A 12,283-nucleotide genomic window follows, 5' to 3' on the forward strand; every position below is an offset into this window, starting at 1 on the left:
AACCTACAGGGATGCGCAGGACCGCCGGCCGCACGCCGGTAGATTCCACAAGGTGAAATTCACCCTGGAGGTAGACCTGGATGTCCTGCCTGAAGGCGTCCGGGCGCCCGCCGATCTCGCCGATGAGCTCGGCCGCATCCTGCGCTATTGGGGCGGCAATGTGAAGCACTACCAGTTGGTCGAGGGCGACGGTTCGGCCATCTACAACTCCGGATACCGCGAGGTCGGCTCCTGGCAGATCAGCTGATCTTGCCGTCGTAGGCGTCGCGCATGCCCTGCAGGTCGATCTTCTTCATCCCGAGCATGGCCTGCATGGCGCGGTTCGCGGCCGCGCGATCGCTGCTCGCGACCAGGGCGTCGGCTTCGGCGGGCCAGATCTGCCAGGGCACGCCGTATTTGTCATTGAGCCAACCGCATTCGATCTCCTGGCCGCCGTCGGCCAGTAGCGCCGACCAGAGCCGATCGACCTCCTCCTGGCCGTCGCAATTGACCAGCAGCGACATGGCGTGGGAGTAGTGGTAGTCGCCGCCGCCGTTGATGGCGGTGAACTTCTGTCCGTTGAGTTCGAAATCGACCAGCATCGTCAGTCCGGCTTCGCGCGGCCCGGCCTCGGTGTAGGGCACGACGTTGGTGATCTTCGAATCCTCGAACAGCGAACAGTAGAACTCGGCGGCCTCCTCGGCCTGGGTGTCGTACCAGAGGTTGGTGACGATTTTCTGCATGGTGGACCTCCCGATCGGTGTGCCTGTACTAGTGCCGACGGCGCGGGAGGCCGGAATTCATCGCAGTCCGACGTTCATTCTCGAGCGGAGTCAGTAGGACTGGAGTTCGATCAATGTGCCTTCCGGATCGCGCAGGTGCGCGGTCCGCAGGTTCGGTCCCCACTCCGGACGATCCACCGCGACGGCAACCAGCTTCGCGCCGTTGCGCAGGCACAGCGCGAGACCCGCGTCGACATCGGATACCCGGCACACGAACATCACCGCGTCTTGCGCGGGCGGCACGGTCGATGGCAGGTCGGTGGTGCCAGCGACCTCGGCCATCGCGGCGCGAGCGAAGAGCACCAGCACTGCCTGGTCGTCGACATCCCAGTTCGCGTACGGTCCGGCGGCAGTCCCTTTGATCAACTTCGCGCCGACCAGCTCCGGCAGCACGGCGTTGTAGAACTCGAAGCATTCGGCGAAGTGGGTGACGAGCAGTCTCGGGTGCAGGGCGTCCACGATGTCTCCTAATTAGTAGGTGCGGACCTATCGTAGGTCGGCCCCTATAATTTGTCGCATGGAATCCGTGCGCGCACTTCCGCCGAGCCTGCTCGGGCTCGACACCTATCTGCTGTCACGAGTGGGTAAGGTCGCGCGCGGCCGATTCGCCGATCGGCTCGCCGCCCGCGGACTCCGGTTGTGGCATATGGCCGTACTCGCCGCGCTCGCCGATTTCGGCCCGCACGCGCAGCGCGATCTGGGTATCCGGCTCGATATCCACCCGAGCGATGTGGCGAAAATCGTCGACGAATTGGCGAGCGCCGGTCAGGTCGAACGCACCCGCGATCCCGCCGATCGCCGCCGAATGTCGGTGCGGATCACCAGGACCGGCCGAGCGGCGCTGCGCGCCCTCGACAGGGAGGCACGCCAGGTGCGCGACGACATCCTCACCCCGCTCAGCCAGGACGAACGAATCGCACTGTCGGACATGATGCGTCGGCTGTTCGAACACACCCACCCGGACGCCGTCGCGGACTGACCCCTCCGCAGCATCCTGGCCGAGTTGGGATTTCAGAATCGGACCGAGACCGCGGCATGGCACCTGCGCTCCCGACCCGACATAGCGCCCGCCCGATCCCGGTGTGATCGAGCGGGCGCCGTACCGCATCAGGCAGCAGCCGTGGTCTCGGTCGCCGCCCCTTGCGCAACCGGCCCAGTCACCTTGCCGCGCAATGGAACTTCCTCGATGAACCAGGCGGTCACCAGACCGAGCGCGCAGATCGTGGTGGCGGCCAGGAACACCTGCCCGGTGCCGGAGGCGAAGGCCTCCAGATACCCGTGCCCATCGGCTGGCGCATGACCCTGCAGCGCCTTGGTGAACAGGGATCCGAAGGCCGCAACGCCGATTGATCCGCCCAGGGTGCGGAACAGTGTGACCGCGCCTGACGCCGCGCCGATATTCGCCATCTCCACGCTGTTCTGGGCGACGGCGGTGGCCAGCTGCATCGAGAAGCCGAGTCCGGCGCCCATCAGCGCCATTGCGAATCCCGTTGCCAGCCGACCGGTTTCGGCGTCAACCGTGGTGAGGAGCGCGGCACCGGCGGTGAGGAACAACCCGCCGAGAATGAAGAAGACCTTGTACTTCCCTGTCGCGGTCATGCGCTTGCCGACGATCTGGGAGACCACCAGCAGCGGGATCATCATCGGCAGCAGTAGCAGTCCGGAGTTGGCCGCCGAGGCACCCTGCACCGTCTGCTGGAACAGCGGCAGATACAGCACCGATCCGAACATGATCACGCCACCGACCAGGGCCGTCAGTGCGGCCAGGGTCAGATTGCGGGTACGGAAGATCCCCAGCGGAATCACCGGATCGGCGGCCCGGCGTTCGATGACGAGGAATGCGGCCAACGCGGCGACCGCGAGCACGGCGAGCCCGATGATCGGGGCCGACAGCCACGCGTAGTCGACACCGCCCCAGGTCGCGATCAGCACCAGCGCGGCGATCGCGGTCGCCAGTGCGAGGATGCCCGCGTAGTCGATGCTCACCTTTCTGCGCACGACCGGGAGATCGAGCAGCCACCACGACCAGGCGAAGGCCACCAGGCCCAGCGGAATATTGATGTAGAAGGCCCACCGCCAGTCGAGTCCGTCGGTGATCACGCCGCCGAGCAGCGGCCCGCCGATGGTGCCGACGGCCATCGCGGTGGCGGTCATGCCCTGGTACTTTCCGCGTTCGCGCGGCGGAACCAGCGCGCCGATGAGGGCGAACGCGGAGACGGCGATGCCCCCCGCACCGAGGCCCTGCACTGCGCGGAATCCGATCAGCGCGGACATCGACCAGGACGCGCCCGCCAGCACCGAGCCGATCAGGAATACGCCGATCGCACTGAGGAACACGGTTTTTCGGCTGTACAGGTCGCCGAGTTTCGCCCATACCGGCGTCGATATCGCCGATAGCAGGGCATATGCGGTCACCACCCAGGCGACCTGGGACAGTCCGCCCAGCTCGCGCACGATCGTCGGCATCGCGGTGCCGACGATCGCGTTGTCCAACATTGCCAGCAGCATCGCCAGCAGCACCCCGGCCAGCACCAATCGGATCGATCGCGCGGATGCGGTTCTCGTTTCGGTCATTTCTGCGGACACGGCCGCCCACCTCCTTCGGGACTTGTCACCGGCAACCGGGGCCGCCGACCAATCCAGAAAAGCACAGCCGCTACAAAAGTACAACCGCTCCGACTTTGGTGCCGATAGCCTAATCGGGTAGAGTCGACGGCATGACCGCGACGACCGGGCGGCGTGAACGCAAGAAGGCCCAGACGCGGCAGGCCCTCGCCGACGCCGCGACACAGCTGTTCACCGAACGCGGCTATGACAATGTCGGCGTCCGGGAGGTCGCCGAGGCGGCAGACGTATCACTGAGCACACTGTTCAAGCATTTCCCCAGCAAGGAATCACTGGTCTTCGACCTGGACGCGGATATCGAAGCCGACCTGGTCGCGGCCGTCCGCGATCGGCCCGCCGGGCAATCGGTCATCCACGGACTGCGCGACTATCTGATGCGCACCCGCACCGCGCGCAGTGACGATCCCGGCATCGTCGCCTTCCACCGCCTCATCGACTCGACCCCCGCACTACGCGAGTACGCGCACCAGATGTTGCTGCGGCACGAGTCCGCGCTCGCGGCGGCGATCGCCGAGGCGACCGGCAAACCGGAAGACGATCTCGCGGCCGCGGGACTGGCCCACTTCGCGCTGGAAAGCGCCAAAGTCGCAAGCACCCAGGAAGATCCGTCGAGTGCGTTACGCGAGTTGTTCGACCTGCTCGAAAACGGCTGGGGCGCCGTCTAGCGCTTCCGGTGACCCGAAATCCCTTCGGCGCCAACCACACTGCCAGCACCGCGACCGTCGCGGACCGACCCGACGCCCGCCCGATCCCCATGTGATCGAGCGGGCGTTTCGCTGGGTCGGGCAACAGCGAATACGCGCATCGGCGGTAACCGGTTGACTAGTAGATCTAGCGTTGCTAGATTCTCTAACAACGCTACAAGCCAGAGAACGGAAGCCATCATGCTCACCACAGCCATTCAGCTCATCGCCATCGTGTCGGTCCTCGCGAACGCCGTCGTCTACGGCACCGATGCCTGCTTCGCGCTGATCACGCGGTCGGTGTACGACAAACTGGATGACCGGACGGTGACCATGTCGGCGGGCTGGGGTCACTACTACGGCGACCGCCGGATGCCGATCGTCGGCATCAGCGGTGTGGTAACCGCCGTCGCGGCAACGGTTCTCGCGGCGGTAGGCGGCCACGCCGCGGCGGCGATCGCGGCGGGTATCGCCGTCGTGGCGCTGGTGTGCTGGCTCGGGATCTACGTTCGGGTCGCGAAGCCGGTGAACACCCAGCAGACCGCGGCCGCGCAGTCCGGCATCATTCCGTCGAATGCGCGTGCGCTGCAGGAGAAGTGGAACAGCGTCGTCAATGGCCGGGTGGCGCTGCAGTTCATCGCGGTCGCCGCACTCTGCGCCGCGATCGCCCTCGCCTGACGCATCTCATCGAACAACCCTGTGTCGGCCGCACATCCAATGTGCAGTCGGCACAGGGTTTTTCGCTTGCACGGACGCATTCGCTGGAACAGGGTTCATCGGGTCGGTCTGCGGTCCCAACAGATCGGCTCGACTCCCGCCCCACCGGAATACGTTGTCTAGCGGATGGTCTGGTCGATCAACCTGCGCGCAGCCCGATCGGTGCGCTCGATATCACCGGTGATCAACCGGTCCTGAATTATGCCGCGCAGTCCCGAGACAAGAAGTGTGGCAACAGCTTCCGGATCATCGATGGTTTCGATTCGACGCAGCGCATCGGCGAGCGTACCGATGAAGGTCGCGATCGCGGCATTCGCGTATTCGCCATAGGGACTGCCCGGCACACACGCGGCCCCCAGCACCTGCAGCAGCACGCGCACACTCGTCGTCGCCTCCCCCGCGATATTCACCGCGCAGAATGCGCCGAGCCGCTCGCGCAGCGCGGCCGCATCGGCGATCCCGGCGAAGACGGCGGCGATATCCGGGCGCTGCGTGGTGAGCGCCTGAACCAGCAACTCTTCCTTGGTGTTGAAGTAGTGGATCAGCATGCGGGAACTCGTGCCGAGTTCGGCGGCGAGCGGACGCAGCGACAGGTCACCGAGGCCGTGTTCGGCGATGTATTCGACGACACCGGCCAACAGGTCGGCGCGTTTCGCGTGGTCGAGGGGGCGGGCCATGAGTTGACTGTAGCGATTGGTACAGGTATTCATGACATCGTGACTGTAACAATCGCTTCAGAAACTCGGCCGTCGGTCGTGGTCACCGCGATCGCCGCGACCACATCGATCGCCGACGACATCGACGCGACCTGGTCCGGCCTGCTCGCCGGCCGCAGCGGCATCGGGATGCTCACCGACGATTTCGTCGCCGAGTACGACCTGCCGGTCCGGATCGGCGGCAAGTTGAAGTCACATCCGGGTGCGCGGCTCACCCGCGTCGAACAGCGACGCCACTCCTATGTCGAGCAGATGGCCCTGGTGCTCGGCCGTCAGGTGTGGCGCAATGCGGGTGCGCCCGAGGTCGAGGGCGAACGGCTCGCGGTCGTCATCGGCACCGGCCTCGGCGGCGGCGACGCGCTGATCAATGCCGTCGATTCGATGCGCGACGGCGGCTACCGCAAGGTGTCGCCGATGTCGGTGCCGATGGTCATGCCGAATGGCCCGGCCGCCACGGTCGGGCTCGAAATCGGCGCCAAGGCAGGGGTTTTCGCCCCCGTCTCGGCCTGTTCGTCAGGTTCGGAGGCGATCGCGCACGCCTGGCGGCTGATCACCACCGGCGAGGCCGATGTCGTGGTGGCCGGTGGCGTCGAGGGTCATATCGATGCGGTGCCGATCGCGAGCTTCGCCATGATGCGCGCGATGAGCACCCGCAACGACGAACCGGAGCGGGCGTCGCGGCCGTTCGATCGGGACCGCGACGGCTTCGTCTTCGGCGAGGCGGGCGCATTGCTTGTGCTGGAGTCCGAGCGGCATGCGCGGGCGCGCGGCGCACAGATCCACGGCCGTGTGCTCGGCGCGGGGATCACCTCCGACGCCTACCACATCGTCGCATCGGAGCCGGATGGCATCGGAGCGGCGCGCGCGATGCGCAAGGCGATAAGCACTGCCGGACTTGATGTTTCGGATATTCAGCACGTCAACGCGCACGCCACCTCCACCTCGATCGGTGACGCATCGGAGGCCAATGCCATCACCGCCGTCACGCCCGAGGCTTCGGTCTACGCACCCAAATCCGCACTGGGCCATTCGATCGGCGCGGTCGGGGCGCTCGAATCCATCCTCACGATGCTGACGCTGCGCGACCAGATCGTTCCGCCCACACTCAATCTCGACAATCGAGACCTGGAGATCGACCTCGATATCGTCGCGGGCGCACCCCGCGAGCAACGCATCGACTTCGCACTCAACAACTCCTTCGGCTTCGGCGGCCACAATGTCGCACTCGCCTTCGGCCGGGCATAACGAAGGCGGTTGATCGCCCCGGCGTAGCGTCGTAGCAGAATCGTTAACCATACGAACAACCCAGCGGGACGGGACAACGACGTGGCCGACGCCTTCTACACACCAGATCCGGCGAACCCGAATCGGTTCGTCTCGACCGAACTGACTCGCGGTCCGTGGTCACCCGACGCCCAGCACGCCGGACCGCCGTCCGCGCTGCTCGGGTACGCGATCGAGCGCTGCGAGCCGAGGGACGGATTCCAGGTCGGGCGGGTCGCGGTGGAAATCCTCGGCCCGGTTCCCTTGGCGCCGCTGACGGTGGCGACACGGGTGGCCCGTCCCGGACGCAGTGTGGAACTGATCGAGGCGACGCTGTCCACCGATCAGGGACCGGTCATGCGAGCCAACGCCTGGCGCTTCAAACTGGCCGAGCCGGAGCTCGAACTGCCCGAACAGATCCTGCCCAGCGGCGCCCGTCCTGGGCCGGATCAGGGTGTGTCCTCGCCGTTTCCGTCGGAGCAGCCCATCGGTTTCCACACCGGCATCGACTACCGCTTCGTCGCCGGATCCTTCGCCGAACCCGGCCCGGCGATCTGCTGGATCCGGCTGAAGTATCCGATTGTCGCCGGTACCACGCCGAGTCCGCTGGAACGCACACTGGCGGCGGCGGATTCGGGCAATGGCGTCAGCGCGGTGCTGGATTGGTCCAAGTACCTGTTCATCAACACCGATCTCACGGTCACCCTGCATCGACAGCCGGTCGGCGAGTGGGTCTGTCTGGACGCCGCCACCTACCCGCAACCACATGGCATCGGCCTGGCCGAATCCGCGCTCTTCGACGAGAAGGGGCCGCTCGGTCGAAGCACCCAAACGCTGTTCCTCGGGCGACGTTAGCTCGGCTCCGACCCGCCCGGTCGAGGATTGCGGCCCGCCCGGACACCCGGTGCGCGCCGCCGGATGGGGTTACCCGGCGGACCGGATCGAAGCTGCGGGCACGGCCCGAACTTCGCAGGTCGAGACGCTGGTCGGGCGGTTGCTGAGCAATCGCCGCATGTGAAACCATGAATGTGATTCGGTCGACCCGAGAACTGGAGTCGACGATGTTGATGCGTTTCCGACTGGACCCGGACAAGCTCGCCGCGGCATTGTCCATCGCTGGGCTGAAGCCGGGACCGCGGTCCGCGCTGCCGGTGCGGCCCCCGCCGGACGACCCGGCGGCAGCGCTGCGGGACACCGGCTTACTCGAAGCCGACGACCGACTCACCGGACCCGCAACGGGAACACTGCGGATCGCCGCCGATCCCGCCCACACCACCGCCATCACCGCAAACCGCGCCGGTCAGGACAACTGGACGGCGGCGCTGCTGCTGCGCGGGGACGCGGACGACACCTTCGTCATGCAGGCCGGGACCGCCGACGACGGCTTCGATTTCACCGTCGTGCCGACGCTCACCCAGGCCACCGCGCTGGTGGACGAACTGCTCGATCTCAGCTCCTACGGCCCCGGATTCGCATCACCCCCGGTCGACCTCGATCTCATCGGATTGGCCGCGCTGCTCGCCGCCGCCGACGCGGCCCAGGAGGCCCGCCTGGCCGCGGCCGTGCGTCGAAATGTCACGCCCGGACCGCTCGAGCTGCGGGCGCTCGAGCTGGAGGAGCAACTCGCCAAGGGGCTGGCCGGCGGCGACACCCGTTGGTCCCTGTCCGCCGCCCAGGGCGCCGCACCGGTATCGCTCGCGGCGGCGGCCGGTCGAATGACGGAGGGGCTGGCGCGGCTGGCATTGCTGGGGCTGGTCCGGCTGGAGGCGCTCGGTAGCTACCGATTCACCGATGCCGGTACCGCGGTGGCACGGTCGTTCGGTCAGCTGTTGACGACCGGGAGCATTGCCGTAATGACCAGTGCGGCAACGAAACAGGACGCACTCGCCCATTTCACGGTGTTCCGTTCGACGTTCTCTACCCGGTTCGCATGCTGGCGCGAGCTGGCGGCGCGCAACCCGCGTGCCGAATTATTGGAGACCACAACCGAAGTCGCGCTCCGCCTGGTGCGCGATGTGCTCGATCCTGCCGTGGTCAAGCCGTTCATCGGTGGCATACCGGCCTTCGACGCGTCCGCCGCACCCACGGAAGCCGTGCCGAAGGTCGAACGCGGCGGCACACCGGCATTTCATCCGACCCACCAGGTGCCCGCCAACGGCATGCCCGCCTGGGCCACTCCCGACTCGACCCAGCCGCCCATCGCCCACATCGACGCGCGCGTCGAACTCCAGATCCTCGAACGCTCCGGCGACTGGGCGCATATCGCGTGCAACAACGGCTGGACCGGCTGGGTCAACGGCCGCACCATCGAACCTCTCGCCGCCCTCTGGTACCCGACCCACCTGGTACCCGAGGGCGGATTGGACGCATGGGCGGCGCCCGATCCGAGCCTCGGCCCCATCACCAGCATCGATCCCGGCGTAGAACTCCAGATCCTCGGCCGCGCCGGGGACTGGGCGCATATCGCCTGCAACAACGGCTGGACCGCCTGGGTCGACGGCCGCCTGATCCGACCCCTCGCACGACCCGGCGCACCCTGGACCTCCACCAGCGACAGGCAAGTCTGATACCGCGGTCGAACGATCTCGGGACAACCAGAACCAGCTAGGGATGCGTCGAAATCTGTTGGATCGCCCAGCCATTGCCGTCCGGATCGGTGAAGAAGCATGCAGACGGCGCGTGGTGCCGAATTGATCGGCGCTACTTGCGCGGTTGCCAGCGCCACGCGAATTCACCCGGCTGCGGCGGCGGACCAGGCAGCTCGCCTTTTCCCGACAGACCCGCGATAAGCATGGCGAGTACCCGCCTGCGCAGCTCGGCGGTTCGGGCCTGGTCCGGCATGGCGATGGCCGCGCATGATTCCAGGACGAGACCGAGGTCGTTGGCATTGACATCCGCGCGCAGCCGACCGGAGGCGTGGGCCCGCCGGACCAGTTCGTCGGTGACCTCGCCCGAATGCATGATGTCCGGGCGCATCGACTCGTCCGGGGTGAAGGTGCCCGCGAGGTGCACGGTCAGCGAGTGCACGTCGGCGTCGACCACGCGCTCCAGGAAGCCGACCAGACCGTGCCAGCCGTCCGAATCCTCCAGTGCGGCATCGGCTTCGGCGTTATAGCGGCGCAGCCCCTCGTGGCAGAGGGTACGCAACAGCACCTCCTTGCTCGGATAGCGGCGGTAGAGGGCGCTGATTCCCACTCCGGCCCGCTCGGCGACGGCGGCGATTGGGGCATTGGCGTCGGCGAGGAAGACCGCGCGGGCGGCCGCCAGGATGAGCCCGTCATTGCGGGCGGCCTGCGCCTTGCGGCCGGGCAGACCCTTCTGAGCTGGGGCATCGGATGTCTTCGGCATGGGTTCAGATTAGCACTTGAAACGGAACGATCCGTTCTGCTACTGTTCAAACAGAACGAAGCATTCCGTTTCACAAGGAGTAGAGATGACCGCCATCACCCCCTTCCGCATCGACGTCCCGCAGGCTCAGCTCGACGACCTGGCCTACCGGCTGTCCCGGGCCCTCTACCCGAACGAGTTGCCCGGCGTCGGCGACGCCTATGGCGTGCCGAACGAGCGGGTGCGGGGTCTCGCCGCGTACTGGCTGGAACGCTTCGACTGGCGCGCCCTGGAGGCGAAGCTGAACTCCTACCCGCAGTTCACCACCGAGATCGACGGCGAAGATATCCACTTCCTGCACATCAGGTCCTCCCGGCCGGATGCGCTGCCGGTGGTCCTCACCCACGGCTGGCCGGGTTCGGTGCTCGAATACCTCGATGTCATCGCGCCGCTGACCGAGCCGGAATCGGCCGATGACCCCGCCTTCCACCTGGTCATCCCGTCGCTGCCGGGATTCGGCTTCTCCGGGCCGACCCGCAGCACCGGGTGGGGCACCGTCCGCACCGCCGCGGCCTGGGCGGAGCTGATGAGCCGACTGGGCTACGAGCGCTACGGCGCAATCGGCAACGACGGTGGCTCGATGGTCTCACCGGAGATCGGCCGGCTGGATTCCGATCACGTCGTCGGAGTGCATGTGACGCAGCTGTTTTCGTTCCCGTCCGGTGACCCATCGGAGTTCGAGGGGCTGTCCGAGGACGATATGGCGGCCCTGCAGCACCTGCAGTGGTTCCACGAGAACAAGATGGCCTTCAACGCCTTGCACAGCCAGCAGCCGCAGACGCTGGCGTTCGCGCTGGCGGATTCGCCGATCGGATTGCTCGGCTGGAATGCGCAGCTGTTCGGCGAGAGCCTCGACGAGGAGTTCGTGATCGGCAACGTGGCCATCTACTGGCTGACCGGTACGGCCGGGTCGTCGCTGCGGTTCTACTACGAGAACGCGCACACCGCGCAGCAGCCGAGCGGACCGACCACGGTGCCGACGGGGTTGGCGATGTTCAAGGGCGATTTCCAGTCGATCCGCCGGTTCGCCGAGCGCGATCACAGCAACATCGTCAGCTGGAATTCCTACGACATCAGCTCCGTACAGGGCGGCCCGAACGATGCCGCAGGACACTACGCCGCACATGAGGCGCCGCAGGTGATCGTCGCCGATATCCGGCAGTTCTTCGCCAAGCTCGGCTGAGGCGAGGCTCCTGGTCAACGCCCCGCGCCCCGATCTCCGGGGTGCGGGGCGAGCCGTGTAGACCCGCTCTTATGTCCGCGAGACTCACGGCCATGGTTCGTCTCACTCTCCGTTGATGTACTGGATTCACCAACAGCTCAACAGCTTTCAACACAAGCGGTGCGAGCGTCCGGCCCCGCAGCCTGCAGGACCGGGAGCACCGCGAATTCAATAAGGAGAGAACAATGCGAATCGCAGTCTTCGGAGCCACCAGCACCGTCGGTCGCCTGGTCGTCGAGCAGGCGCTCGAGCAGGGTCACGAGGTCACCGCCTTCACCCGCAACGCGGCCAGTGTCGGGCAGCGGCACGAGCGGCTGCATATTGCCGAGGGCAATGTGCTGGACACGAATTCGGTCGAAAAGGCGGTCGCCGGTCAGGACGCGGTGCTCATCTCGCTCGGTGCGGGCCGCAAGGGCGTCATCCGGGCCCAGGGCACCCGAGCGGTCATCGAGGCGATGAACCGAACCGGCGTCGAGCGCCTGATCTGCCAGACCACCCTCGGCGTCGGCGACAGCGCGGGCAACCTGAACTTCCTCTGGAAGTACGTGATGTTCGGGATGCTGCTGCGCCAGGCCTACGCCGACCACGTCGAGCAGGAGGAATACGTCCGCGCCAGCAACCTGGACTGGACCATCGTCCGCCCCAGCGCCTTCACCGACGGCCCCCGCACCAACACCTTCCGCCGCGGCTTCGACGCCAACGAAAAGGGCCTCTCACTGAGGATCGCCCGCGCCGATATCGCCGCCTTCATGCTCGAACAACTCACCGACGCCACCTACACCCACCGAGCCCCCGGCATCTCGAACTGACGCGGGTCGTGCCGCGCCGCGCGACCAACATGTCGCGCCCACGAGGTGCGTGGGTTACGGACGTTCAGCGGCCGACCATCCGGCTCGGTCGAGCCGACGG

Annotated in this window: 14 protein-coding genes; 9 read left to right on the forward strand and 5 right to left on the reverse strand. The window is 66.7% G+C overall.

What is annotated here, in order from left to right:
• Window positions 1-52 precede the first annotated feature (52 nt).
• Window positions 53-247 carry a hypothetical protein gene (locus ACHQ4I_RS35800; RefSeq protein WP_420776329.1) on the forward strand — a complete coding sequence of 65 codons (195 nt, stop codon included), beginning with the start codon at window positions 53-55 and terminating at the stop codon, window positions 245-247.
• Here the strand turns inward: ACHQ4I_RS35800 and ACHQ4I_RS35805 are convergent.
• Together ACHQ4I_RS35805 and ACHQ4I_RS35810 are read right to left on the reverse strand one after the other, a co-directional pair.
• The gene (locus ACHQ4I_RS35805) at window positions 240-722 is read right to left on the reverse strand and encodes a VOC family protein (RefSeq protein WP_420776330.1); all 483 of its coding nucleotides are present in this window, start codon (window positions 720-722) and stop codon (window positions 240-242) included. The genes ACHQ4I_RS35800 and ACHQ4I_RS35805 overlap by 8 nt on opposite strands.
• A gap of 90 nt (window positions 723-812) precedes the next feature.
• Window positions 813-1,220 (reverse strand): VOC family protein, encoded by a 408-nt coding sequence (locus tag ACHQ4I_RS35810; protein ID WP_420776331.1) that lies wholly within the window; start codon window positions 1,218-1,220, stop codon window positions 813-815.
• 58 nt (window positions 1,221-1,278) lie between these two features.
• Here ACHQ4I_RS35810 and ACHQ4I_RS35815 point away from each other — a divergent pair, with 58 nt between their 5' ends.
• Window positions 1,279-1,740 carry a MarR family winged helix-turn-helix transcriptional regulator gene (locus ACHQ4I_RS35815; RefSeq protein ID WP_420776332.1) on the forward strand — a complete coding sequence of 154 codons (462 nt, stop codon included), beginning with the start codon at window positions 1,279-1,281 and terminating at the stop codon, window positions 1,738-1,740.
• Between the two features lie 128 nt (window positions 1,741-1,868).
• On the opposite strand, the gene ACHQ4I_RS35820 is transcribed toward ACHQ4I_RS35815, so the two are convergent.
• The gene (locus ACHQ4I_RS35820) at window positions 1,869-3,347 is read right to left on the reverse strand and encodes an MDR family MFS transporter (protein WP_420776333.1); all 1,479 of its coding nucleotides are present in this window, start codon (window positions 3,345-3,347) and stop codon (window positions 1,869-1,871) included.
• Window positions 3,348-3,478: 131 nt separating this feature from the next.
• On the opposite strand from ACHQ4I_RS35820, the gene ACHQ4I_RS35825 reads away from it, so the two are divergent.
• Both ACHQ4I_RS35825 and ACHQ4I_RS35830 read left to right on the forward strand, forming a co-directional pair.
• Complete coding sequence (locus tag ACHQ4I_RS35825; protein ID WP_420776334.1) at window positions 3,479-4,051, forward strand: TetR/AcrR family transcriptional regulator; 573 nt, start codon at window positions 3,479-3,481, stop codon at window positions 4,049-4,051.
• Between the two features lie 219 nt (window positions 4,052-4,270).
• The gene (locus tag ACHQ4I_RS35830; RefSeq protein WP_420776335.1) at window positions 4,271-4,747 is read left to right on the forward strand and encodes a DUF1772 domain-containing protein; all 477 of its coding nucleotides are present in this window, start codon (window positions 4,271-4,273) and stop codon (window positions 4,745-4,747) included.
• 158 nt (window positions 4,748-4,905) lie between these two features.
• Here ACHQ4I_RS35830 and ACHQ4I_RS35835 read toward each other — a convergent pair whose 3' ends face one another.
• The gene (locus ACHQ4I_RS35835) at window positions 4,906-5,463 is read right to left on the reverse strand and encodes a TetR/AcrR family transcriptional regulator (RefSeq protein WP_420776336.1); all 558 of its coding nucleotides are present in this window, start codon (window positions 5,461-5,463) and stop codon (window positions 4,906-4,908) included.
• Window positions 5,464-5,502: 39 nt separating this feature from the next.
• Here ACHQ4I_RS35835 and ACHQ4I_RS35840 point away from each other — a divergent pair, with 39 nt between their 5' ends.
• From ACHQ4I_RS35840 to ACHQ4I_RS35850, 3 genes are all read left to right on the forward strand, one after another.
• Entirely contained in the window at window positions 5,503-6,747 is a 1,245-nt protein-coding gene (locus ACHQ4I_RS35840; RefSeq protein ID WP_420776337.1) for a KasA/KasB family beta-ketoacyl-ACP synthase, read from the forward strand.
• 81 nt (window positions 6,748-6,828) lie between these two features.
• A complete protein-coding gene (locus tag ACHQ4I_RS35845) occupies window positions 6,829-7,620 on the forward strand; it encodes a thioesterase family protein (RefSeq protein ID WP_420776338.1) in 792 nt (263 codons plus the stop codon).
• 206 nt (window positions 7,621-7,826) lie between these two features.
• Entirely contained in the window at window positions 7,827-9,332 is a 1,506-nt protein-coding gene (locus tag ACHQ4I_RS35850) for an SH3 domain-containing protein (RefSeq protein WP_420776339.1), read from the forward strand.
• A 133-nt stretch (window positions 9,333-9,465) separates the two neighbouring features.
• Here ACHQ4I_RS35850 and ACHQ4I_RS35855 read toward each other — a convergent pair whose 3' ends face one another.
• Window positions 9,466-10,113: a TetR/AcrR family transcriptional regulator gene (locus tag ACHQ4I_RS35855; protein WP_420776340.1), complete on the reverse strand. Its 648-nt coding sequence runs from the start codon at window positions 10,111-10,113 to the stop codon at window positions 9,466-9,468.
• 85 nt (window positions 10,114-10,198) lie between these two features.
• Here ACHQ4I_RS35855 and ACHQ4I_RS35860 point away from each other — a divergent pair, with 85 nt between their 5' ends.
• Both ACHQ4I_RS35860 and ACHQ4I_RS35865 read left to right on the forward strand, forming a co-directional pair.
• Window positions 10,199-11,335, forward strand: coding sequence for an epoxide hydrolase family protein (locus tag ACHQ4I_RS35860; RefSeq protein WP_420776341.1), 1,137 nt, complete (start codon window positions 10,199-10,201; stop codon window positions 11,333-11,335).
• 224 nt (window positions 11,336-11,559) lie between these two features.
• A complete protein-coding gene (locus tag ACHQ4I_RS35865) occupies window positions 11,560-12,183 on the forward strand; it encodes an NAD(P)-dependent oxidoreductase (RefSeq protein WP_420776342.1) in 624 nt (207 codons plus the stop codon).
• The last annotated feature ends 100 nt before the right edge of the window (window positions 12,184-12,283 follow it).

Origin of the sequence: Nocardia nepalensis, assembly GCF_048910785.1 — a bacterium.
Taxonomy (GTDB): domain Bacteria; phylum Actinomycetota; class Actinomycetes; order Mycobacteriales; family Mycobacteriaceae; genus Nocardia; species Nocardia nepalensis.